Annotated in this window: 19 protein-coding genes and 1 riboswitch; of the genes, 12 read left to right on the plus strand and 7 right to left on the minus strand. The window is 73.8% G+C overall.

Annotated features, from left to right (window positions below):
- Positions 1 to 68: 68 nt before the first annotated feature.
- On the plus strand, positions 69 to 2,315 hold the full coding sequence (locus tag JIG38_RS09160; RefSeq protein ID WP_199423480.1) for a copper-translocating P-type ATPase: 2,247 nt from the start codon (positions 69 to 71) through the stop codon (positions 2,313 to 2,315).
- Positions 2,316 to 2,324: 9 nt separating this feature from the next.
- On the opposite strand, the gene JIG38_RS09165 is transcribed toward JIG38_RS09160, so the two are convergent.
- A complete protein-coding gene (locus JIG38_RS09165; RefSeq protein ID WP_199423481.1) occupies positions 2,325 to 3,749 on the minus strand; it encodes a 4Fe-4S binding protein in 1,425 nt (474 codons plus the stop codon).
- Positions 3,750 to 3,766: 17 nt separating this feature from the next.
- Positions 3,767 to 4,207 carry a hypothetical protein gene (locus JIG38_RS09170; protein WP_199423483.1) on the minus strand — a complete coding sequence of 147 codons (441 nt, stop codon included), beginning with the start codon at positions 4,205 to 4,207 and terminating at the stop codon, positions 3,767 to 3,769.
- Positions 4,208 to 4,471: 264 nt separating this feature from the next.
- Between JIG38_RS09170 and JIG38_RS09175 the strand changes: the two genes are divergently transcribed.
- Together JIG38_RS09175 and JIG38_RS09180 are read left to right on the plus strand one after the other, a co-directional pair.
- Positions 4,472 to 5,293 carry a hypothetical protein gene (locus JIG38_RS09175; protein WP_199423484.1) on the plus strand — a complete coding sequence of 274 codons (822 nt, stop codon included), beginning with the start codon at positions 4,472 to 4,474 and terminating at the stop codon, positions 5,291 to 5,293.
- 104 nt (positions 5,294 to 5,397) lie between these two features.
- Positions 5,398 to 5,769 (plus strand): hypothetical protein, encoded by a 372-nt coding sequence (locus JIG38_RS09180; protein ID WP_199423485.1) that lies wholly within the window; start codon positions 5,398 to 5,400, stop codon positions 5,767 to 5,769.
- Positions 5,770 to 5,857: 88 nt separating this feature from the next.
- Here JIG38_RS09180 and JIG38_RS09185 read toward each other — a convergent pair whose 3' ends face one another.
- The gene (locus JIG38_RS09185) at positions 5,858 to 6,088 is read right to left on the minus strand and encodes a BldC family transcriptional regulator (protein ID WP_199423486.1); all 231 of its coding nucleotides are present in this window, start codon (positions 6,086 to 6,088) and stop codon (positions 5,858 to 5,860) included.
- Between the two features lie 16 nt (positions 6,089 to 6,104).
- Positions 6,105 to 6,180, minus strand: a riboswitch (cyclic di-GMP riboswitch).
- 176 nt (positions 6,181 to 6,356) lie between these two features.
- Between JIG38_RS09185 and JIG38_RS09190 the strand changes: the two genes are divergently transcribed.
- Positions 6,357 to 6,806 (plus strand): SRPBCC family protein, encoded by a 450-nt coding sequence (locus JIG38_RS09190; protein ID WP_199423487.1) that lies wholly within the window; start codon positions 6,357 to 6,359, stop codon positions 6,804 to 6,806.
- 96 nt (positions 6,807 to 6,902) lie between these two features.
- Here the strand turns inward: JIG38_RS09190 and JIG38_RS09195 are convergent, their stop codons facing one another.
- Entirely contained in the window at positions 6,903 to 7,376 is a 474-nt protein-coding gene (locus tag JIG38_RS09195) for an Hsp20/alpha crystallin family protein (protein ID WP_372419881.1), read from the minus strand.
- 253 nt (positions 7,377 to 7,629) lie between these two features.
- On the opposite strand from JIG38_RS09195, the gene adhE reads away from it, so the two are divergent.
- From adhE to JIG38_RS09210, 3 genes are all read left to right on the plus strand, one after another.
- Complete coding sequence (gene adhE, locus JIG38_RS09200) at positions 7,630 to 10,350, plus strand: bifunctional acetaldehyde-CoA/alcohol dehydrogenase (RefSeq protein ID WP_199423488.1); 2,721 nt, start codon at positions 7,630 to 7,632, stop codon at positions 10,348 to 10,350.
- An 84-nt stretch (positions 10,351 to 10,434) separates the two neighbouring features.
- Positions 10,435 to 10,932 carry a hypothetical protein gene (locus tag JIG38_RS09205; protein ID WP_199423489.1) on the plus strand — a complete coding sequence of 166 codons (498 nt, stop codon included), beginning with the start codon at positions 10,435 to 10,437 and terminating at the stop codon, positions 10,930 to 10,932.
- Between the two features lie 106 nt (positions 10,933 to 11,038).
- The gene (locus tag JIG38_RS09210) at positions 11,039 to 11,992 is read left to right on the plus strand and encodes an aldose 1-epimerase family protein (protein ID WP_307844746.1); all 954 of its coding nucleotides are present in this window, start codon (positions 11,039 to 11,041) and stop codon (positions 11,990 to 11,992) included.
- A 66-nt stretch (positions 11,993 to 12,058) separates the two neighbouring features.
- Here the strand turns inward: JIG38_RS09210 and JIG38_RS20995 are convergent, their stop codons facing one another.
- From JIG38_RS20995 to JIG38_RS09225, 3 genes are all read right to left on the minus strand, one after another.
- On the minus strand, positions 12,059 to 12,931 hold the full coding sequence (locus JIG38_RS20995) for a M15 family metallopeptidase (RefSeq protein WP_199423490.1): 873 nt from the start codon (positions 12,929 to 12,931) through the stop codon (positions 12,059 to 12,061).
- A gap of 208 nt (positions 12,932 to 13,139) precedes the next feature.
- Complete coding sequence (locus JIG38_RS09220; protein WP_199423491.1) at positions 13,140 to 14,189, minus strand: hemolysin family protein; 1,050 nt, start codon at positions 14,187 to 14,189, stop codon at positions 13,140 to 13,142.
- Positions 14,186 to 15,508, minus strand: a complete 1,323-nt coding sequence (locus tag JIG38_RS09225; RefSeq protein ID WP_199423492.1) for a hemolysin family protein — start codon at positions 15,506 to 15,508, stop codon at positions 14,186 to 14,188. Before JIG38_RS09225 ends, JIG38_RS09220 begins: the two co-directional genes overlap by 4 nt.
- 122 nt (positions 15,509 to 15,630) lie before the next feature.
- On the opposite strand from JIG38_RS09225, the gene JIG38_RS09230 reads away from it, so the two are divergent.
- The 5 genes from JIG38_RS09230 to JIG38_RS09250 all read left to right on the plus strand — a co-directional run bounded on the left by JIG38_RS09230 (position 15,631) and on the right by JIG38_RS09250 (position 23,351).
- Positions 15,631 to 16,347 carry a response regulator transcription factor gene (locus JIG38_RS09230; RefSeq protein WP_199423494.1) on the plus strand — a complete coding sequence of 239 codons (717 nt, stop codon included), beginning with the start codon at positions 15,631 to 15,633 and terminating at the stop codon, positions 16,345 to 16,347.
- Position 16,348: 1 nt separating this feature from the next.
- Complete coding sequence (locus JIG38_RS09235; RefSeq protein ID WP_199423495.1) at positions 16,349 to 17,410, plus strand: HAMP domain-containing sensor histidine kinase; 1,062 nt, start codon at positions 16,349 to 16,351, stop codon at positions 17,408 to 17,410.
- 40 nt (positions 17,411 to 17,450) lie between these two features.
- Positions 17,451 to 18,434 carry an ABC transporter ATP-binding protein gene (locus JIG38_RS09240; protein ID WP_199423497.1) on the plus strand — a complete coding sequence of 328 codons (984 nt, stop codon included), beginning with the start codon at positions 17,451 to 17,453 and terminating at the stop codon, positions 18,432 to 18,434.
- Positions 18,431 to 19,249 (plus strand): ABC transporter permease, encoded by an 819-nt coding sequence (locus JIG38_RS09245; RefSeq protein ID WP_199423499.1) that lies wholly within the window; start codon positions 18,431 to 18,433, stop codon positions 19,247 to 19,249. Before JIG38_RS09240 ends, JIG38_RS09245 begins: the two co-directional genes overlap by 4 nt.
- 142 nt (positions 19,250 to 19,391) lie before the next feature.
- A complete protein-coding gene (locus JIG38_RS09250) occupies positions 19,392 to 23,351 on the plus strand; it encodes a multifunctional oxoglutarate decarboxylase/oxoglutarate dehydrogenase thiamine pyrophosphate-binding subunit/dihydrolipoyllysine-residue succinyltransferase subunit (RefSeq protein ID WP_199423500.1) in 3,960 nt (1,319 codons plus the stop codon).
- Positions 23,352 to 23,360 lie beyond the last annotated feature (9 nt).

The following is a 23,360-nucleotide window of genomic DNA, read 5'->3' on the forward strand; positions in this document are numbered from 1 at the left end:
AGCCTCGGGGGCGTGAGGTGGTTGCATACCCCACAGGGGTATGCAGGACTCACAGGAGGTGCACGGCCATGCGACGTCAGTCCACGGTGCTCGCGGTGGGAGGCCCAGACCCGGCCACGTCCGAGCACGTCGTCCCGACGGTCCCGCCGGCCCGGCGGGGGGTCCTCCCGGTCGAGCCCAGCGAGGGCGACCCTGAGGACCACGGGCCTGCGCACGACGAGGCACCGCTCGGCCACTCCGCGCACGAGGCGATGGGCCACGGCGGCCACGGCGGGTCCATGGCGGACATGGCCCGCGACATGCGGAACCGGTTCGTCGTCGCGGCCGCCCTGTCCGTGGTGATCCTGCTCTGGTCGCCGATCGGCCGCGAGGTGCTGGGCTTCGATCTCCCCGCGCCGTTCGGGCTCCGGGACGACGTGTTCTCGCTGCTCCTGTCCGTGCCCGTGGTGTCCTACTCGGCAGCGCTCTTCTTCGACGGCGCCGTGCGGGCGCTGCGGGCGAGGACCCTCGACATGATGGTCCTCGTCGCCGTCGGTGTCGGCGCCGGCTGGCTCTACAGCGTGGCGGTGACCCTCACGGGCGGCGGAGAGGTCTTCTACGAGGCCGCCACCGTGCTGACCACCTTCGTCCTGCTCGGTCACTGGCTGGAGATGCGCGCGCGGGGCGGGGCCAACGACGCCGTGCGTACGCTGCTCGAGCTCGCCCCGGCCCGCGCAGTGGTGATCCGCGACGGCGGCCCTGTCGAGATCGCCACGTCGGACGTGGTCGTCGGAGACCTCCTCCTGGTGCGGCCGGGGTCCAAGATCCCCGTCGACGCGGTCGTCGAGGACGGCGAGTCCGAGGTCGACGAGTCGATGGTCACCGGGGAGTCCATGCCCGTGGCCAAGGCGGCCGGGGCGGGCCTGATCGGCGCGTCGATCAACACCACCGGCACGCTGCGCGCCCGCGCGACGAAGGTCGGGGCGGACACCGCGCTCGCGCAGATCGTCGCGATGGTCCAGGAGGCCCAGAACTCCAAGGCGCCCGGCCAGCGCCTGGCCGACCGGGCGGCGTCCTGGCTGGTGCTCGTCGCGCTCGCCGGGGGCGGGGCCACCTTCGCGGTCTGGATGCTGGCCGGGGCCCCGGTGGCGACGGCGATGCTCTTCGCCATCACGGTCGTGGTGGTCACCTGCCCGGACGCCCTCGGGCTGGCCACGCCCACGGCGATCATGGTCGGTACCGGGCTGGGCGCACAGCGTGGCGTGCTGTTCAAGAACGCCACGGCGCTCGAGAGCACGGCGAGGATCGACACGGTCGTCATGGACAAGACCGGCACGCTGACGCGGGGCGAGCCCGAGGTGACCGACGTCGTGGCCGAGGGCATCGACGAGGCGGAGCTGCTCGCGCTCGTCGCCGCCGTCGAGCGCGAGTCCGAGCACCCGCTGGCGAGGGCGATCGAGCGGCACGCCGCACAGGTCGGGGTACCCGTCCGCGCCGCCGTCGACTTCCTCGCCGTGCCGGGGCACGGCGCGGTGGCCGTGGTCGACGGACGCCGGGTGCTGGTGGGCAACCGGCGGCTCATGGCGGCCGAGCACGTCGAGCTCGGTCGACTGGCGGGCCGGCGCGACGAGATCGCCTCCTCCGGCCGCACGGCGGTCCTGGTCGCCGTGGACGGTCGGGCCGTCGGCGTCATCGGCCTGGCGGACGCGGCGCGGGAGACCGCCGCAGCCGCGGTGGCCGCGCTGCACGGGTCCGGCGTCGAGGTCGTCATGCTCACCGGGGACAACGAGGCGACCGCTCGACGCATCGCCGACCAGCTCGGGATCGACAGGGTGATCGCGGAGGTGCTCCCCGGTGACAAGGCCGAGGAGGTCGCCGCGCTGCAGAGGGCGGGCCGGACCGTCGCGATGGTCGGCGACGGCGTGAACGACGCTCCCGCGCTGGCGATGGCGGACGTCGGGATCGCGATCGGCGCCGGCACCGACGTGGCGATCGAGACCGCGGACGTCGTCCTCATGCGGTCCGACCCGCTGGACGTGTCGGTCGCGCTGCGCATCGGCCGGGCGACCGTGCACAAGGAGCGGCAGAACCTGGCGTGGGCGATCGGCTACAACGCGATCGCGCTGCCGATCGCCGCGGGCGTCTTCTACCCCGCGTTCGAGCTGATGCTGCGCCCCGAGATCGCGGCGCTGTCCATGTCCGGCTCCACGGTCATCGTCACCGTGAACGCCCTGGTTCTCAAGCGCCTCCGGCTGCCCGAGCAGCACCTGCCGCGACCCTCGGGCGGCGCGGCCGAGGCCGCCCCGCGACCTCCGGTGCCCGCCGGCGCCCGCTGATCGGGTGGCTCACATGCGGTGGGCCATCGGCAGCAGGAACATCCACACGTTCACGGCGCCGAGCAGGGCGATGATCACGACGAACGGCAGGACCGTCGCGCGGCGACGGGCGGCGGTCCGGTACCGACGGTGCGCGATCCGGCGAGCCGTGTAGACGGAGCCCGCGACACCCAGGGCGAGCAGGGCGAACTGCAGGACCTGGATCGTGGCTGCGCTGACGAGGGCGGGATCGCCGGTCGCGGTCGAGCCGAACAGGGCGGCGGTCGTGTAGTAGACCGAGCCGCCCTCGGCGAGCAGGTGGAACAGGTTGTGCGCCAGGTGCCCGGCGACGTCGAGCGGGATGAGCGCGTACCCGAACCGGGCGACGTTCGTCGTCGTCGTCTCCAGGTTCCTGCCGGCCGCCACCCTGGACGCGACCGCGAGGAGCCCCACCGGGACGGTCACCGCGACCGCGAAGGCGACGGTGAAGATGACCGGGTAGCTCGTGATCCCGGTCGTGGCCGCGATCCAGGCCAGGACGTCCTGCCAGACCTCGAGCATGGTGATGTTCTGGATGAGGACGATGCCCATGATCGCCATCGCGAGGTAGGACTGCTCGAGCTTCGGCCTGGTGATGAACCACAGCTCGGAGGTGGGCCTGCGCAGCCGGACCTGGATGGCGTCGTTGGGACAGCTCTTGATGCAGTTGGCGCACAGGTTGCAGTTCGCCGAGTCCTCCATGGTGCGGGGGAAGGTGAACAGCGGGCACCCGGCGACCTTGTCGTCGCCGTTGTAGCAGACGGCCTTGGCCGTGCAGGTCCGGCAGATCGCGGAGTCCGCGCGCAGCTCGACCATCCCGACGCGGGCGTAGTTGCCCGACAGCCCGCCGAGGAAGCACAGGTACCGGCAGAAGGTGCGGCGCTGGAAGAGCGCTCCGGACGCGATCACCGCGGTGGTGAGGATCAGCAGCAGCACGCCCGAGCCCCACGGCGACTCCACGACGCCCCAGACGTGGTCGGCCCAGGTGATGAGGAGGAACGACGCGTCGATGATCCAGATGCCGTAGCTCTTGAGGAAGCGGGGCACCGGGCGGTTGACGCCGACCCACCTCTGCACGACGTCCGAGATCGCGCCGAACGGGCACACGGCGCACCAGAACCGGCCGAGCAGGACGAACACGATCGGGATCACCGGCCACCACAGCACCCACATCAGCGCGGTCCCGGCGTTCTCGTGCGCGACGTCCGGCCCCACCAGCAGCTGGAAGGCCACCAGCCCGAACACGGCCGCGACCGGGATCTGCAGGATCTTGGGGTACCACCCGCTGCGCAGGGTGCGCGCGACCCACGGGACGGTCATGAGGTTGCGCCCGACGGGCGGTGGCGTGGTGTCCGGGCCGGCGAGGTCCGGGTCCGGTGCGGGCGGCGGGGCGTCCGTCACGGTGGGGGCGGTCATGGTGCTCTCCTCGCGGATCAGGCGGTCGGGGTGGCGGCGGGCGCGCCGGCCGCCCTCGGTCGATGGCGCGGTCTGGCGGCGTCCCTCCGGCGGAGCCAGGCGGCGCCGACGAGGACCGCGGCGTTGACGCCTGCGAAGCTCCCGAGCACCGCGGCCCGCGGGCGTGGGGACGCGGAGCCCGACTCGTCGTGACCCTCGCCCGCCTCGTCGTGCTCCCCGGCACCCTCGTCGTGCTCCGCACCGCCCTCGTGCTCCGCGGCGGCGCCGTCGTCGTGCACGGCGGTGTCCTCCTCGTGGTCCGCACCGCCGTCGTGCTCCGCGGCGGCGCCGTCGTCGTGCTCGGACGTCGCCTCCACGGCGTGGGCGCGCTGGACGGTGAGGTCCGGCGCGGTCGCGTCCCCGACGGCCGGCAGCGCGAGCAGCGCGGCGGCAGGGAGCGTGACGAGCATCGGGTGCATGGGGTTCCTCCGGAGGGGTCCCCGGAACTCTCCTGCCGTCCGGGGGGCTCGCCGTAGGACGTGCCGGGCCCGGACGGGGAACCTCCATCGAACCTTCATCGGGCGGCACCCGTGAGGCCGCCCCGCGCCCACGGCCGGCCCCGACGATCACGGTCCTTCGCCTCTGCCGCGCGCCGGCCGACCGTCCTAGCGTCGAGCCCGGACGCCGCCGGTGAGCGCCGGCGCGACGCGAGGGAGTGCGCGATGTGCAGGGCCCGGAGAGCCGTGGCAGCGGTCGCCGTCCTGGCGGCGCTGGGCCTGGCCGGGTGCGCGGGCGCCCCGACCGCGCCCGCGGCGTCGCCGTCGGACGCGACGACCGCCGCCCCGAGGGCGTCGTCGGCCGCGACCGCCTCCCCGCGGCCGACGACGCCGACCACCGGGCCGACGTCGCCCGCCCCGGACTCGGCGGAGCACGCGCTCGCCCCGTTCGTCGAGGCCGCACGCGCCGCCGACGTCGCGCTCCGGCACGCCGCGACGCACATCGACGGCACCGTCCGCGAGGACGCGGTGGTCCTCGACGACGAGACGGTCGCGGCGGTCCAGGCGGTCGACCTCGCCGCCGTGCGCGAGGCGATCCCCGCCGGTCTGGCGGCACCCGTCCTGGTGCCCGTGCTGACCGTGTACAGCGACCTGGTGTCGCGGCGTGCGGCGATGGCCTACGCCGGCGTCGCCGCCACGACCTACCCGCGGCCGGGCACCGAGGCGGACGAGCTGCTCGCCTGCCTGGGTCACGGGTCGCCCGCGGCCGCGCGGTTCGACGCGGACCTCGAGGCGCTGGGCGCGGCCGCTCGGACGGCTCCCCCGCCAGGGGCCGTCGCGCCCGGCGCGCGGGCGGGCGCGGACCTCGCGGCCCGGCTCGAGGAGATCGACCTGCGCAACTCCGGGTGCGCCGGGTGCGGCGGGTACGTCGCCACGGCGCTGTCCCCCGTCGTCTGGGACGGCGCCGCGCCGGGAGCGACCGTCCTGACCGGGACGGTCGGCGGCACGCGCGTCGACGCGGTGTGGACCGCCGCGGACGGCTGGACGGCCACGCTGGACGCCTGCTGAGCACGCGACCTCGATCACGAACCACCCGTCCGGCGGGTCAACCGTCCTGCCCGGCGCGCCGATACGCGTGGTACGTCCGCAACGTCAGCGTCGAAGGAGCCGCCATGACACACCTCACGGGTGACGCCGTCCCGGTCGCCGCGCTCACCCCCCTGCGCCGCGACCTCGCCCGCGCCGCGACGGCCGTCGCGCCCGCCGGCACCATCACCCCGGGCAGCGGTGCCGACCTGCGCGCCGCGCTGGCCGCCCTGCCCCTGAGCTCCCTGCGCCGCGGGTACCGCCACGAGGCGGTCGAGCGCCTCGTCGAGCGGGTCGCCGAGGAGCTCGACCGGCGCGCCCGCGGGGAGAAGCCCGTCCTGCGCGCCGAGCACGTCCACCTCGACGGGATCGCGCTCGCGCGGCCCGGCTACGCGATCGCGCCCACCCGAGCACTGCTCGCCGCGGCCGCCGACGCGCTGCGCACGCGCACGCGCTAGGTCGCGGGGCCCGACGACGTCGGGCCCTGACGACGAAGGGCCCCGACCGGCGGTGCCGGTCGGGGCCCTTCGTCATGCTCGTGCGGGCTCAGGCCTCGCCGTCGCGCGGCTGCGGCACGCCGTGGAGCAGGCTGCGGACCTCGGCCTCGCTGTACCGGCGGTGGCCGCCGAGCGTGCGGATGGCGGAGAGCTTGCCCGCCTTGGCCCAGCGCGTGACCGTCTTCGGGTCGACGCGGAACATGCTCGCGACCTCCGAGGGGGTCAGGAGCGCGCCGGGCGCGTCGGTGCGGCTGGTGGTTGCGGAGATCTGAGGCGTCATGGCAACTCCTTCGTCGTTCGGTGAGCCCGGCCGACCTCTGGGGTCCCGTGGCTTTGCGTCCCCACCTCGCGGTGGGTTTGCCCTTCTCGCTGACAGGGACAGGGTCACACAATCCGGACATCCATGCAAAGCCCTCGCCGCGGTCCGGCCGGAATTCACTCGTCCGGCTGAGGTCGCGCCGAGGCTTCCATGATCGTCGGGCGGGTCGCGCCGCCCCGACCTACCGTGGCCGTTCCGACCGATCCCACGACCCACGCAGGAGGCGGACGTGCCCACCATCGAGCAGTCCATCGACGTCGACGTCCCCGTCACGACGGTCTACAACCAGTGGACGCAGTTCGAGTCGTTCCCCCAGTTCATGGGCGGCGTCGAGTCGATCACGCAGCTGGACGACACGCGGACGCACTGGCGGACGAAGATCGGCGGGGTCGAGCGCGAGTTCGACGCCGAGATCACCGAGCAGCACCCGGACGAGCGGGTCGCCTGGAAGAGCGTGGACGGCAAGACCCACGCGGGTGTCGTCACGTTCCACCGCCTGAGCGACACGACCACGCGGATCATGGTCCAGATCGACTGGGCCGCCGAGTCGCTCACCGAGAAGGTCGGCGCCGTCGTCGGCGTCGACGACGCCCAGGTCAAGGGCGACCTCAAGCGGTTCAAGGAGTTCATCGAGGCCCGCGGCACCGAGACCGGGGCCTGGCGCGGCGACGTGAGCTGACGCCGTCCCCGGGCTCGCACCCGGGACCAGCAGACAGGCCGACGGGCCCGGTCCGCACCGTGTGCGGACCGGGCCCGTCGTCGTGCGCGGACGGCGTCAGCCGGCCTGCGACTGCTCGACCTGCCGGTGCTCCCCCGAGCCGAGCGGCGTCCCGGCGCTCGCGTGCTGGATCTCGATGCGGCGGGGCTTGGCCTCCTCGGCCACCGGGATGGTGAGGGTCAGCACGCCGTCGGCGTACGCGGCCTCCACGCGGTCCAGGGCGAGGCCGCGGCCGACCGTGAGCTGGCGGACGTACGTGCCCGTGCCGCGCTCGCGCGCGAGCCACTGGGCGTCCGCGTCGGTGCGCCCCGTGCGCTCGGCGCGGATCGTCAGGGTGCGGTCCTCGACGTTGACGTCGACCGAGCCCGGGTCCGCGCCCGGGATGTCGACGTGCATGACGTAGTGGTCGCCGGCGCGGTACAGGTCGATCGGCATCGTGGGCACCTGCGGGCCGGCGGCCTCTCGCACGGTGCCGAGGATCTGGTCCATCCAGCGCGTCGGGTCGACGAACGGGTCCAGACGGGTAGCCACGCGACTCACCTCCATCCGAGGTGCCCCGGACCCTCCGGGGCACGGGCGCTCCGGCCCGCAGAGGCACCCCGAGGGGTGCTGCGGCCGGGCGGCTACGTCTCCAGTTCTAGCACTCTCGGGGGTCGAGTGCCAACGGTCCGGGACGTGGGTCCTGGGGACCTTTGGCACAGGTCGGGCGCGACGCCGCCGCCTAGCGTGAACAGCGGATCAACGGAGATCCCCTTCCATCGAAGCCGAGACACCGGGAGATCCCGTGGCTGCACGATCCGTTCCGAACAAGGCCGCCGAGGCCCCGGCGAGGGCTGCCGCGGCGTCACCGATCGACGCGCTCGTCGCGGGCGCCACGAAGGCGCTCGCCATGTACGCCTCCTTCACGCAGGAGGACGTCGACCACATCGTCAAGAAGGCGTCGGTCGCGGCCCTCAACCAGCACGGCGTGCTCGCGCAGCACGCGGTCGCCGAGACGAAGCGCGGCGTCTTCGAGGACAAGGCCGTCAAGAACATCTTCGCGTGCGAGCACGTGACGAACTCGATGGCCTCCCTCAAGACGGTCGGCATCGTCGGCCGCGACGACCTCAACGGCATCGTCGAGATCGCGGAGCCCGTCGGCGTGGTCGCCGGCATCACGCCCGTGACGAACCCGACGTCGACCGCGATCTTCAAGGCGCTCATCGCGCTCAAGACGCGCAACCCGATCATCTTCGCCTTCCACCCCTCGGCGCAAGAGTCCTCCGTGGCCGCCGCCCGCGTGGTCCGCGACGCGGCCGTCGCCGCGGGTGCGCCCGAGCACTGCATCCAGTGGGTCGCCGAGCCGTCCATCGCCGCGACCAACGAGCTCATGAACCACCCGGGCGTCGCGCTCATCCTCGCGACGGGCGGCAACGCGATGGTCAAGGCCGCCTACTCGTGCGGCAAGCCGGCCCTCGGCGTCGGTGCGGGCAACGTCCCCGCCTACATCGAGCGCACCGCCAAGCTCAAGCGCGCCGTGAACGACGTCGTGCTCTCCAAGGCGTTCGACAACGGCATGGTCTGCGCGTCGGAGCAGGCGGTCATCCTCGACGACGAGATCTACGACGCCGCCATGGCCGAGTTCGCCGTGCTGCACGCCTACCGGTGCAGCCCTGCCGAGAAGGCGATGCTCGAGCAGTTCATCTTCGGCGTGCAGGCCCGCGACGCCAACTGCGGCGGCGCGAAGCTCAACGCGGCGGTCGTCGGCCAGAGCCCGCAGTGGATCGCGGAGCAGGCCGGCTTCACGGTCCCCGAGGGCACGTCGATCCTGCTCGCCGAGGTGAGCCTCGTCGGCCCGGCCGAGCCCCTCACGCGCGAGAAGCTGTGCCCCGTCCTGGCGGTCCTGCGCGCCGAGTCGCGCGAGCACGGCATCCGCCTCGCCGAGCAGATGGTCGAGTTCGACGGCCTCGGGCACAGCGCCGCGATCCACTCCGAGGACAAGGACCTGGTCGAGGAGTTCGGCGGCCGCGTCAAGGCCATCCGCGTGATCTGGAACTCGCCCTCGTCCCTCGGCGGCATCGGCGACATCTACAACGCCTTCATCCCGTCCCTCACGCTCGGCTGCGGCAGCTACGGCGCCAACTCCGTCTCGAACAACGTCTCGGCGGTCAACCTGGTGAACATCAAGCGGATCGGCCGGCGCAACAACAACCTCCAGTGGTTCAAGGTGCCGGCGAAGACCTACTTCGAGCCGAACGCGATCCGCTACCTCGCCGACATGCCCGACGTGCACCGCGTCACGATCGTCACCGACGCGACGATGACCAAGCTCGGCTTCGTCGACAAGATCCTCGACGTGCTGGCCCGCCGCCCGGAGAAGGTCGCGCTCCAGATCATCGACAACATCGAGCCCGAGCCCTCCATCGCGTCCGTCGACCGCGGCGCGGAGCAGATGCGCGAGTTCGGCCCGGACACGATCATCGCCCTCGGCGGCGGCTCGCCGATGGACGCGTCCAAGGTCATGTGGCTGCGCTACGAGCACCCGGAGATCGTCTTCGCGGACATGCGCGAGAAGTTCTTCGACGTCCGCAAGCGCGCGTTCAAGTTCCCGACGCTCGGCGAGAAGGCGAAGCTCGTCTGCATCCCGACGACGTCGGGCACCGGCGCGGAGGTGACGCCCTTCGCGGTCATCACCGACCAGAAGACGGGCATCAAGTACCCGCTCGCCGACTACGCGCTCACGCCGACGGTCGCGATCATCGACCCGGCGCTCACCGGCAAGATGCCCGCGTCGCTCGCGGCGGACTCGGGCTTCGACGCCCTGACGCACGCGACCGAGGCGTACGTCTCCGTCTACGCGAACGACTTCACCGACGGCATGGCGCTCCAGGCGATCCGCCTCATCTTCGAGAACCTCGAGGCGTCCGTCACGGGCGGCGAGTCCGCGGTCGTGGCCCGCGAGAAGATGCACAACGCCGGCACCATCGCGGGCATGGCGTTCGGCAACGCCTTCCTCGGGATCGTGCACGCGATGGCGCACACCATCGGCTCGAGCTTCCACCTGGTCCACGGCCGGACCAACGCCACGCTCCTGCCGCACGTCATCCGCTACAACGGCACGGTCCCGACCAAGCTGACGAGCTGGCCCAAGTACGAGCACTACGTGGCCCCCGAGCGCTTCCAGGAGATCGCGAAGATGCTCGGCCTGCCGGCCTCGACGCCCGAGGAGGGCGTGGAGTCCTACGCCCTCGCGGTCGAGAAGCTGCGCGACGCCGTCGGCATCCCGTCGTCCTTCGCGGCGCAGGGCGTCTCGGAGCAGGCGTTCATCGGCAAGCTCGACGACCTCGCGATGCGGTCGTACGAGGACCAGTGCGCACCCGCCAACCCGCGGATGCCGATGCTGGCCGACATGAAGGACCTCATGACCGCGGCGTTCTACGGGACGTCGCTGCAGGACGTGCGCGAACGTCGCACGGCGGCAGGTACGGCGGAGCAGTCCGCCCAGGAGATTGTCTCCGCACCCTGACCGCAGGGTGTGCCCGCTCGGTCGCGCGAGCGGGCACACCCGACCTCCGTCAGACTGGTGACCCCCGACCCCCCGGAGGCCACCGTGCGCACCACCCTGACCCACGCGACCACCCCCGCCCGGACCCGCAGCACCACCGCGGTCGTCCGGGCGTCGGCGTCCCTGGCGCTCGTCGCCGGCGTCCTGGCCGGCTGCAGCGAGGGACAGGACCTGCCCGAGGTGGACCTCGACCGGATCGGCGAGGACGTCCAGGAGGGCGTGGACGCCGCGCGCGGCTCCCTCGACGAGCTCGAGAGCGCGCTCGACGGCGCGACGATCGACGAGGACGCCCGGACCCAGGTCGAGGACGCCATGGCGTCCGCGACCGACGCGATCGACCAGGCCCGGGCGGCCGTCGAGGGCGCGGCCGACGACGCGGGGCCCGAGGCCGAGCAGGCCGTCGCCGACGCCCGGACGGCCCTCGAGGACGCGCAGGACGAGGTCGCCGCAGCCGCCGAGAACGCCGACGGCGCGCTCGCGACCGCGCTCGCCGAGCTCGGCGAGCAGATCGCCGCGCTGGGCGCGCAGCTCGACGCCGCCTGACCGCGCCCCGCACGGTCCCGGACGGCGGTCCCGGACGGCGGCACGCCGGCGTCCGGGACGCGTCGTCCCACGCGACACCCCGCACGAGCCGCTAGCGTTCTGGGTCGTGAGCCGAGCCATCGCAGCGACGACCCCGTCCCCCCTCTCCGGTCACCAGGTCGAGCTGCGGCTCGACGACCAGGAGGCGACGATCACCGACGTCGGCGCCAAGGTGCGTCGGTACGCCGTGGGCGGGCGGGACGTGTTCACGCCCTTCGGCGCGGACGAGGTCGCGCCCGCCGGGCACGGCGCCGTGCTCGCGCCGTGGCCCAACCGCATCCGCGACGGCCGGTACGAGGTCGACGGCACCGAGCTCCAGCTCGACCTCTCCGAGCCCGCCCTGCGCACGGCCCTGCACGGCCTCGTCATGTGGCAGCGCTGGGAGGTGCTCGGGGGCGTGGACGAGGCGCACGCGGCGGGCCACGCGGCGACGCTGCGCCTGCGGCTCGCCCCGAGCGCCGGCTACCCGTTCGACCTGCTGCTCCAGGTGACGTACCGCCTCACGGCGGCCGGCCTGCACGTGCAGACGACCGCGACGAACCTCGGCACGCGGACGGCGCCCTACGGCGTCGGGTTCCACCCGTGGCTCTCCCCCGGCGGCGCGTCGCTCGACGACTGCACCATCCGCCTCGACGCCACGACCCGCGTCACGGTCGACGACCGGCTGCTGCCGACGGGCACCGGGCCCGCCGCCGGCCCGTACGACCTGCGCGAGCCGCGCTCGCTGCGCGGGCTCGACCTCGACGACGCCTACGTCGACGTGCTGCGCGACGAGGACGGCCTGTCGTGGATCCGCCTCGCGGCCCCGGACGGACGCACGGCGGCCGTGTGGATGGACGAGTCGATGGACACGTGGCAGATCTGCACCGGGGACCACATCAGCCCCGTCGAGGTGCGACGCACGGGCGTCGCCGCCGAGCCGATGAGCTGCATCGCGGACGCCTTCCGCACGGGCGACCGGCTCGTCCGGCTCGCACCCGGCGAGAGCCACGAGGTCACCTGGGGCGCGACGCTGCTCTGACGGGGCGGGACCGTCCGGCGCCGGGCCACGGCGGTCCCATCGGCCACCGCCGGGCGCCCGGCGGGCTCAGTAGTTGGTGCCCATCTCCGAGGTGCCGGGCACGTACTCCCAGTGCCACGGCTCGTACGCGCCCGAGCCGCCCGCACGGGCCCACTGCGGGTTGTCCCAGCCGAACGTGGGCCCGTTGTCCTGGAGCCACGACATCACCGACGTGGAGCGGTTCTCGGACGTGCACAGGTCGATCGCGAGGCCCCAGCCGTGGTTCGACGTCCCCGGCGAGGCCGCGAGGCCCGGCTTGAGGGCGGCGACCCGGCGCTGGTCCGCGAGGGACCGGTAGGAGTCCGTGAGGCACAGGTCGCGGCCGAAGGCGGCGCGGAAGTTGAAGTTGAGCTCGGCGAGCGCGACGGCGGCGTCGCCCCGCAGGCTCTGGCCCGAGACCCACAGCTCGCACAGGTCGGACTCGGGGATGAGGCCGTTCTGTCCGGCCGGCCGGGCCTCGCCGTCGCACCCGGGCAGCGGGTCGCGGTCGTAGGCACGGCTGGCCATGGCGGCGACGCGCTCGGTGCCACGGACCGCGGCGAGCACCGACGTCGCCGTCGCAGCCGCCCCGTCGCCCGCGAGGACCTCGTACGCGCTCGGGTAGCCCGGGTCCGCGACCGTGACGGCCTCGACGTCGACCGTCGCGACCTCGGCCCGGTGGTCGAGGAGCGGGACCGCGATGGTCGCGACGGCGAGGGCGCCGAGGACGCCCGCGCGCGGCAGCCAGGTGCGGGCGCTGCGGTGCGCCGCGCCGGTCGCCAGGACGGCGACGGCAGGCGACGCGCCCGCTCGCGCGCGGCGCGAGCGGCGGGACGCCGGGGGCACGGGAGCGGTCGAGGCCGGGACGGCCTGCTCCGGGGTCGTCGAGGGGTGCGACGACCCGGACCGCCCTGCCTCCACGACACCTCCGACGTCAGCGTGCGGCGATCGTTCCCGCCCTGGCCGAGCGCTCGCGCACGACCGTCGGACGACGGTGGTGGGAGCGCATCCCCTCGCCGCCGGGCACAGGGGTGACCCAGGCACGACGAGAAGATGTCGAAACAGTAACGGCTGCCCGGCCAGGTTCCAAGCGCCCTTGGTCCCGCCCCGGACCGCCGGGGCGGCGGGCTCAGTGCAGCTGCCCGCGCTGCATGGCGTCGCGCACCTCGCCGACGAGCTCCTCGAGGATGTCCTCGAGGAACACGACGCCGACGACACCGCCCGCGTCCTCGTCGACGACCCGGGCGAGGTGGGTGCCCGACCGCTGCATCGCCGCGAGCGCCGCCTCGACCTCGTCCGCCGGGCCCACCTGCGCGAGAGCGCGCACGCGCCAGTCCGGCACCGGCAGGTCCCGCTCGTCCGGCCGCGCGTACAGCACGTCCTTGAGGTGGAGGTAGCCCACGGGGACGCCGGCGCCGTCGGTGACGACGAACCGGCTGAAGCCCGTGCGCGCGACGAGCCGCTCGACGTCGGCGACCGAGCAGCCGCGCTCGACCGACACGAGGGCGTCCACGGGGACCATGACGTCCGCGGCCGTGCGGTCGCTGAACTCGATGGCTCCGGTGAGCAGGCCCTGCGCGTCGTCGAGCAGGCCCTCGGCCTGCGACCGCTCGACGATCGACTGGACCTCCTGGGCGGTGAACGCCGACGCGACCTCGTCCTTGGGCTCGACGCCGAACAGCCGCAGCAGGTGGTTCGCGAGCCAGTTGAGCGCGGTGATGAGCGGGCTCACCGCCCGCGCGACCCACACCAGCGGCGGACCGAACCACAGGACCGCGCGGTCGGGCCCGGCCACCGCGAGGTTCTTGGGCACCATCTCGCCGAGGACCACGTGCAGGTACACCACGACGGCGAGCGCGACGACGAACGCGACGGGGTGCACCGCACCCTCGGGGAGGCCCGCCGCCTCGAGCGGACCCTCGATGAGGTGGGCGATCGCCGGCTCGGCCACGACGCCGAGGGACGTCGAGCAGACCGTGATGCCCAGCTGCGCGCACGCGAGCATGAGCGAGACGTGCTCCATGGCCCACAGGACGACGCGCGCGCGGCGCGACCCCGCGGCCGCGAGCGGCTCGATCGAGCTGCGGCGCGCCGAGATGATCGCGAACTCGGCGCCGACGAAGAAGGCGTTCGCCGCGAGCAGCAGCACGCCGAGGGCGATCGCGAGGCCGGTGCTCATGCGCCGTCCTCGCCGTCGTGCTCGTCGGCCCGGACGCGCAGGCGCTCGACGCGCCGGCCGTCCATCTGCTCGACCTGCAGCACGACGCCCGGCACCTCGACGACGTCACCCGCGTGCGGGATGCGCCCGAGGCGCTCCATGACGAGGCCGCCGAGCGTCTCGAACGCGCCGTCGTCGGGGACCGTGAGCCCGGTGGACTCGGTGAGCTCGTCGGGCCGCAGGAGGCCGGGCACGCTCCACGAGTCGTCCGCGGTGCGGTGGACGCCCGCGCGGCGGGGGTCGTGCTCGTCGGCGACCTCGCCCACCAGCTCCTCGATGACGTCCTCGAGCGTGACGACGCCCGCGGTGCCGCCGTACTCGTCGACCACCACCGCCATCTGCATGCCGTGCTCGCGCAGCTCGACGAGGAGCGGGCCCAGGCGGACGGTCTCGGGCACGCGCGGCGCCACGTCCATGAGCGCGGCGGCCGGGACGTCCCCGCGGCGCTCGAACGGCACCGCGACCGCCCGCCGCAGGTGCACGAGGCCGACGATGTCGTCGTGCGACGTGTCGATCACCGGGAAGCGCGAGTGCCCCGTGGCCCGGGCCCGCGCGACGACGTCGGCCGCGGTGTGGTCCCGGCGCACGACCTCCATCCGCGTGCGGTCCGTCATCACGTCGACGGCCGTGAGCGTGTCGAGCTCGATCGAGTTGGTGAGGAGCGTCGCCGTGCCCTCGTCGAGCGTCCCGACCTCCGCGGACCGCCGCACGAGCGACGCGAGCTCCTGCGGCGAGCGGCCGCCCGAGAGCTCCTCGCGCGGCTCGACGCCGACGCGGCGCAGCAGGCCGTTCGCGCTCTCGTTGAGCACGGTGATGAGGGGGCGCAGCGCGGTGGTGAACCCGCGCTGGAGCGGCGCGACCGTCCGGGCGGTGGGCAGCGGCCGGCTCAGCGCGAGGTTCTTGGGGACGAGCTCGCCGAAGAGCATGGAGAACCCGTTGACCAGCACGATCGAGCCCACCGCGGCGATGCCCGTGGCGAGCCCCTCGGTGAGGGCGGTGCCGCCCAGCGCGTCCTCGAGCAGGCCGGCGATCGCGGGCTGCGTCGTGTAGCCGAGCAGGATCGTCGTGACGGTGATGCCGACCTGGGCCCCCGACAGCTGGGTCGAGAGCTCGGCGAGGGCACGCACGACCGAGCGGGAGCGGCGGTCGTCGCGACGCTGGTGCTCCTGGCCCACGAGGGCCGGGTCCAGCGTGACGAGCGCGAACTCCGCGGCGACGAAGATCGCGGTGCCGACCGTGAGCGCGACGCCCAGGAGGACGTAGAGCCACTCGCTCAGCACGGGGCGCCGGTCGGCGGGAGGGACGGGACGTGGGGTGAGCCGGCACTGTCAGCGCAGCGCCGGCCCGGACTCGGGCTCGTCATCGTCCCGTCAGCATAACCGCCTGTGCCACGCTAGGCCCCATGGCACCGAGCAGGCCGGAGCAGGCAGCGCCCGTGATCCTCGTGGTCGAGGACGAGCCCGCGATCGCGACCGCGGTCGCCCATCGCATGACCGCCGAGGGCTGGCGCGTCGAGATCGCGGGCGACGGACCGAGCGGCGTCGCCGCGGCGAGCCGGCTCGACCCGGACGTCGTCGTGCTCGACGTCATGCTCCCCGGCCTCGACGGGCTCGAGGTGTGCCGCCGCATCCAGCGCGAGCGCCCGGTCCCGGTGATCATGCTCACCGCGCGCGACGACGAGACCGACATGCTCGTCGGCCTCGGGGTCGGCGCGGACGACTACATGACCAAGCCCTTCTCCATGCGCGAGCTGGTCGCGCGGACCAAGGCCCTGCTGCGCCGGGTCGAGCGGTCCGCCCAGCTCGCCGAGAGCGCGCCGACCGAGCCCGCGCTCGAGGTCGGCGACGTCGTCATCGACCGTGCGCAGCGGCGGGTGTCCCGGGCGGGCGCGGTCGTCCACCTCACGCCCACGGAGTTCGACCTCCTCGTGACGCTCGCGCAGACGCCGCGCACCGTCCTCACGCGCGAGCGCCTGCTCGCCGAGGTGTGGGACTGGGTGGACGCGTCGGGCACGCGCACGGTGGACTCGCACGTCAAGGCGCTGCGCCGCAAGCTCGGGCCCGACCTCATCCGCACCGTCCACGGGGTCGGCTACGCGTTCGAGCCTGTCGGCGTCTGAGGTGCCGACGCCGCGCCACGCCGGTCGCGGCCGGCTCCCCGACGTACGTCCGCTGGACCGCTTCTCGACGATCAAGATCAAGCTCGGGGTGCTCGTCGCGGCCAGCGTGACGCTCAGCGCGTTCATCACCTGGCTGGGGCTCTACAACCACCTCGGCCCCTCCCGCACGCTCCCCCTCGCCGTCCTCGTCTCCCTGCTGGCGGTGCAGGTGCTCGCGCGCGGCATGACGTCGCCGCTGCGGGACATGACGGCGGCGGCGCGCTCGATGGCGTCCGGCGACTACTCCCAGCGGGTGCGCGCGACGAGCCGCGACGAGGTCGGCCAGCTCGCCGAGGCCTTCAACACCATGGCGCGCGACCTGGAGCAGGTCGACCTGCTCCGCCGCGAGATGGTCGCCAACGTCTCGCACGAGCTCCGCACCCCGGTCACGGCGCTGCGGGCGCAGCTCGAGAACATGGTCGACGGGGTGAGCGAGCCCGACGAGGAGTCGCTCCAGGCCGCGCTGTCGCAGACCGAGCGGCTCGGCCGGCTCGTGACGTACCTGCTCGACCTGTCGCGCATCGAGGCGGGCGCCGTCGGTCTCGACGTCGCGGACGTCCCGCTGGCGGAGTTCCTCCGGGACGCCGCCGCGGCGACCGAGCCGCTCGCCGCCCCCAAGGAGCTGCGCCTGGTCACCGAGGTGCACCCCCCGGGGCTCACGGTGCCGGCCGACGCCGAGCGGCTGCACCAGGTGGTCGCGAACCTGCTGCACAACGCCGTGCGCCACTCCCCCGTGGGCGGCGAGATCCGGGTCGAGGCGCGGCGCGCCGGGAACCACGTCGTCATCGACGTCGCCGACGAGGGGCCGGGCATCCCGCGCTCGGACCGCGACCAGGTCTTCGAGCGGTTCAGCCGGGGCAACGCGCCCGCGCAGACCGGCCACGAGAGCACGGGCGGGACCGGCCTCGGCCTCGCGATCGTCCGGTGGGCCGTCCAGCTGCACGGCGGGACGGTGCGCGTCGCCGACTCGGCGCACGGCTGCATCATGCGCGTCAGTCTGCCCACGGGGCGGATCGCGGCGTGAGTTGCTTGTTCTAGAGCGATGCAAACAATAGGGTGGCGCCATGAGCACAGCGGACGGCCACGTCGTCGTCGACCACCTGTCCAAGCGGTTCGGTGCGGTCCAGGCCGTCGACGACCTCAGCTTCGAGGTGCACCCCGGTCGCGTCACCGGCTTCCTCGGCCCCAACGGCGCCGGCAAGACGACGACGCTGCGGATGCTGCTCGGCCTCGTGCGGCCGACGTCAGGCACGGCGACCGTCGCCGGACGCCGCTACACCGACATCCCGCACCCCGCGCGCGTCGTCGGCGCGGCGCTCGAGGCCGCGAGCTTCCACCCGGGTCGCAGCGCGCGCGACCACCTGCGCGTGCTCGCGCCGCAGGTCGGCGTCCCCGACAGCCGGTGCGACGAGGTGCTCGGCATCGTCGGTCTGTCCGACGTCGCGGACCGCCGCGCGGGCGGCTTCTCGCTCGGCATGCGCCAGCGCCTCGGCCTCGCGACGACGCTGCTGGGCGACCCGCACGTGCTCGTGCTCGACGAGCCCGCGAACGGCCTCGACCCCGAGGGCATCGCCTGGCTGCGCGCGTTCCTGCGCCACCTCGCGGGCGAGGGCCGCACGGTCCTCGTCTCGAGCCACGTGCTGTCCGAGGTGCAGCAGACGGTGGACGACGTCGTCATCATCGCGCGCGGTCGCCTCGTGCACGCCTCGCCGCTCGCCGAGCTCGCGCGCCTCGCGCGGCGGACCGTCCGCGTGGCCTCCCCCGACACCGCGGGCCTCGCCCGCCTCGCGGCCGTGCTGGGCGGCGCGCCCACGCCGGCGGACCCCCGCGTCGCGCTGCTCGACGACGTCGACACCGCGACGGTCGGCGCGGCCGCGCACGCCGCGGGCCTCGAGCTGCACGAGCTCGCCTCGCGCGACGTGGGCCTCGAGGACCTGTTCCTCCAGCTCACGAGCGACGGCGCGGGACCGGGCGCGCCGGGCGGGGCGCCACCGGGCTCCGGCGCCGGCCCGACCAGCCCCACCAGCACCGAGGGAGGTGCCGCGTGATCGCCGCCCTGCGGTCCGAGTACCGCAAGCTCGTCACGACCCGCATGTGGTGGGTCCTGCTCCTGTGCATGGGCCTGTACATGGCCTTCCTCGGCGCCGTGATGGCGTTCGTCCTCACCGAGGAGGGCGCGGGCGGCATGACGGCGGGCATGGGCGGCGAGCCCGTGCCGCCGCTGCCCGCCGAGGACCTCGTCCGCACCGTCTACACGCTCGCGCCCGCGCTCGGCTACGTCTTCCCGGTCATCGTCGGGGCGCTCGCGGTGACCAACGAGTTCCGGCACATGACCATCACCCCGACGCTCCTCGCGGAGCCCCGGCGCAGCCTCGTGCTCGGCGCGAAGCTCGCCGCCAGCCTGCCCGTCGGCGTGCTCTTCGGGATCGTCGGGACGGCGGCGACCGTCGCCACCGGCGCCGCCGTGCTCGCCCTGCGCGGCGAGCCCGTCCTGCTCGGCGACCCGGACGTGCTCCTCACCCTCGCGCGGTCGGTGCTCGTGCTCACGGTGTGGGCGATGGTGGGCGTCGGGTTCGGGGCGGCGATGCCGAACCAGGTCGCGGCCATCGTCGTCCTGCTCGCCTTCACGCAGTTCGTCGAGCCGCTCCTGCGCCTGTTCCTCGGCTCGTTCGAGCCGACGGCGGGCATCGTGCGCTGGCTCCCGGGCGCCGCCGGCGAGGCGGTCACGGGCGCGAGCTTCTACGCGTCCTCCGGGATCGGCGACCTCGTGCCGTGGTGGCAGGGCCTGCTCGCGCTCGTGGCCTACGGCCTCGTCCTCGCCGCGATCGGGCGGATGACCGCGCTGCGGCGCGACATCACCTGACGGGAGCGCGCGGCGGCGGCCCGGCGCGCCCGCGACCCGCCGTCGCCGCGACGGTGGTGACCCGAGAAATCGCCTAGGGTGGACCGTGAGCGGATCGGTGTCAACGGTCCGAGGTCCCGTGGTGGAAGTGGGCGATCCTGGCGTGTCCCAGAAGGCGGAGTCCGATGCCGTGCGAGCGGCCTTCGGTGCCAACCAGTGGCTGGTGGACGAGCTCTACGAGCAGTACCTGACCGACAAGGACGCCGTCGACCCGGCGTGGTGGGACTTCTTCGAGGACTACCGCCCGCGCGGCGAGGGTGGCGACGGCGGCGGCACGTCCGGGGACGGCACGACCCAGGCGCCGACGGCGCCCGCGCGGCCGGCCACCCCCGGCGCCGCCACCCCAGGCACGTCGGAGACCGGAGCCACGGCGACGAGCGCAGGCTCGTCGGAGACCGCGGGCACGCCGCGCCCGCCCGCGTCGGAGCAGGCCGCCCCCGCGGCGCCCGCCGCCGCCCCCGCCCCCGCTCCGGCGGACGCGCCCTCGGCACCGCAGGCGGCGTCCGCCCCCGCGGGCCTGGACGAGCGCCCGGCGCCCGCGGCGCAGGCGCAGCGCTCGCCGGCGCAGGCGACGTCGCGCACCCCGCGCGAGCCGGCCGCCGACCCGCACCGCGTGCCGGTCGCGTCGGCGACCCCCGCGACGGCGCCGTACGCCGAGGTGGCCGTCGCCGGCACCGACGAGCCCGAGGCGGTCCCCGACCCCACGGTCGAGAAGCTGCGCGGCCCGGCCGCGCGCGTCGTCACCAACATGGAGGCGAGCCTCGAGGTCCCCACGGCGACCTCGGTGCGCGCGGTCCCGGCCAAGCTCATGGTCGACAACCGCATCGTCATCAACAACCACCTCGCGCGCAGCCGCGGCGGGAAGGTCTCGTTCACGCACCTCATCGGCTTCGCGGTCGTCGAGGCGCTCGCGGACATGCCCGCGATGAACGCGTCCTACACCCAGCTCGACGGCAAGCCGGCGGTCGTCCAGCCGGGCGCCGTCAACTTCGGCCTCGCCATCGACCTGGCCAAGCCGGACGGCACCCGCCAGCTCCTGGTCCCCTCGATCAAGAGCGCGGACCGGATGGACTTCGGCCAGTTCGTGGCCGCCTACGAGGACCTCGTGCGCCGCGCGCGGACCAACAAGCTCGGGGTGGACGACTTCGCGGGCACCACGATCTCGCTGACGAACCCCGGCACCATCGGCACGGTCCACTCCGTGCCGCGGCTCATGGCCGGCCAGGGCACCATCATCGGCGTCGGCGCGATGGACTACCCCGCCGAGTTCCAGGGCGCGTCGGACGAGCAGCTCGCGCGCCTCGGCATCTCCAAGGTGCTGACCCTCACGTCGACCTACGACCACCGCATCATCCAGGGCGCCCAGTCGGGCGACTTCCTGCGGATCGTCAGCGCGAAGCTGCTCGGCGAGGGCGGCTTCTACGACCGCGTCTTCACCGCGATGCGCGTGCCGTACGAGCCGGTGCGGTGGGTCCGCGACAACACCGTCGACCAGGACACCGAGCTGGCCAAGCCCGCGCGCATCGCCGAGCTCATCCACTCCTACCGCTCGCGCGGGCACCTGCTGGCCGAGACGGACCCGCTGGCCTACCGCCAGCGCAAGCACCCGGACCTGGACATCCAGAACCACGGCCTCACCCTGTGGGACCTCGACCGGGTGTTCCCGACCGCGGGCTTCACGGGCAAGCCCAAGGCCAAGCTGCGCGACATCCTCGGCCTGCTGCGCGACTCGTACTGCCGCACGATCGGCATCGAGTACATGCACCTGCAGGACCCGCGCCAGCGGCGCTGGCTCCAGGAGCGCCTCGAGTCCGGGTACGCGCGCACGCCGCGCGAGGACCAGCTGCGCATCCTGCGCCGCCTCAACGCCGCGGAGGCGTTCGAGACGTTCCTCCAGACCAAGTTCGTCGGGCAGAAGCGCTTCTCGCTCGAGGGCGGCGAGTCGCTCATCCCGCTGCTCGACGCCGTCCTGTCGCGCGCCGCCGAGAACGGGCTCGACGAGGTCTGCATCGGCATGTCGCACCGCGGGCGCCTCAACGTCCTCGCGAACCTCGCGGGCAAGAGCTACGGGCAGATCTTCAAGGAGTTCGAGGGCAACCAGGACCCCAAGAGCGTCCAGGGCTCGGGCGACGTCAAGTACCACCTCGGCACCGAGGGCACGTTCACGGCCGAGTCCGGCGCGACCACGAAGGTCTACCTCGCCGCCAACCCGTCGCACCTCGAGGCGGTCGACCCGGTGCTCGAGGGCATCGTGCGCGCCAAGCAGGACCGGATCGACCTGGGCGGCGACGGCTTCTCCGTGCTGCCCATCCTCATCCACGGGGACGCGGCGTTCGCGGGCCAGGGCGTCGTCGTGGAGACGCTCAACCTCGCCCAGCTGCGCGGCTACCGCACGGGCGGCACGGTCCACGTCATCGTCAACAACCAGGTCGGCTTCACCACCGGCCCCTCGTCGTCGCGCTCGTCGCAGTACGCGACCGACGTCGCCAAGGGGCTCCAGGTGCCCGTCTTCCACGTCAACGGGGACGACCCCGAGGCGTGCGTGCGGGTCGCCGAGCTCGCGTTCGAGTTCCGCGAGCAGTTCGACCGCGACGTGATCATCGACATGATCTGCTACCGCCGCCGTGGCCACAACGAGGGCGACGACCCTTCGATGACCCAGCCGCTCATGTACAACCTCATCGAGGGCAAGCGCTCGGCGCGCAAGCTCTACACCGAGGCGCTCGTGAGCCGCGGGGACATCACGGTCGACGAGGCCGCGCAGGTGCTGCAGGACTACCAGAACCAGCTCGAGCGGGTCTTCACCGAGACGCGCGAGGGCGCCTACACGCCGCCGGCCTCGACCGAGCCCGTCGCGGGCCTCGAGCGGCCCGAGTCGCAGCGCGAGGACGCCGGCACCATGGTCGGCTGGCGGACCGCCGTCGACGCCGAGGTGCTCGAGCGGATCGGGCGCGCCCACGTGCGACCGCCGGCCGGGTTCACGGTGCACCCCAAGCTCGAGCAGCTCCTCGCCAAGCGCGAGCAGATGTCCCGCGAGGGCGGCATCGACTGGGGCTACGGCGAGCTGCTCGCGTTCGGCTCCCTGCTCGTCGAGGGCACGCCCGTGCGCCTCGCGGGGCAGGACTCGCGCCGCGGCACGTTCGTCCAGCGCCACGCGGTCCTGCACGACCGCCGCACGGGCGCCGAGTGGACGCCGCTCGTCTACCTCTCGAGCGACCAGGCGAAGTTCTGGGTCTACGACTCGTCGCTGTCCGAGTTCGCGGCGATGGGCTTCGAGTACGGGTACTCCGTCGAGCGGCCCGACGCGCTCGTGCTCTGGGAGGCGCAGTTCGGCGACTTCGTCAACGGCGCGCAGACGATCATCGACGAGTTCATCTCGTCGGCCGAGCAGAAGTGGGGCCAGCGCTCGTCCGTCGTGCTGCTGCTCCCCCACGGGTTCGAGGGCCAGGGCCCCGACCACTCGTCCGCCCGCATCGAGCGGTTCCTCCAGCTGTGCGCGGAGGAGAACATGACGGTCGCGGCGCCCAGCACGCCCGCGTCGTACTTCCACCTGCTGCGTCGCCAGGCGTACGACCGCCCGCGCCGCCCGCTCGTCGTGGCGACGCCGAAGTCGATGCTCCGCCTCAAGGCGGCGGCCTCGCCCGTCGAGGACTTCACGAGCGGCACCTTCCGGCCCGTCCTGCCCGAGCAGCACCTGGGCGACGCCGGCCGCGTCGACCGGGTCCTCCTGTGCGCGGGCAAGGTCTACTACGACCTGCTCGCGCAGCGGGTCAAGGCCGAGGACGACCGCACCGCGATCGTCCGGCTCGAGCAGCTCTACCCGCTCGACGTCGACGGGCTGACCGCGGCGGTCCGCGCGTTCGGCGACGCCGAGGTGGTCTGGGTGCAGGAGGAGCCGGCGAACCAGGGCGCCTGGACCTTCCTCGCCCCGAAGCTCGAGGCGGCCCTCGGGCGTCCGACGCGTCGCGTCTCGCGCCGGGAGTCGGCATCGCCCGCCGCGGGCTCGAGCAAGACCCACGCGAGCGAGCAGACGGCGCTGGTCGAGGAGGCCTTCGCGCGCTGAGGCAAGGCC

The sequence above is a fragment of the Actinotalea solisilvae genome (assembly GCF_016464425.1).
GTDB lineage: Bacteria > Actinomycetota > Actinomycetes > Actinomycetales > Cellulomonadaceae > Actinotalea > Actinotalea solisilvae.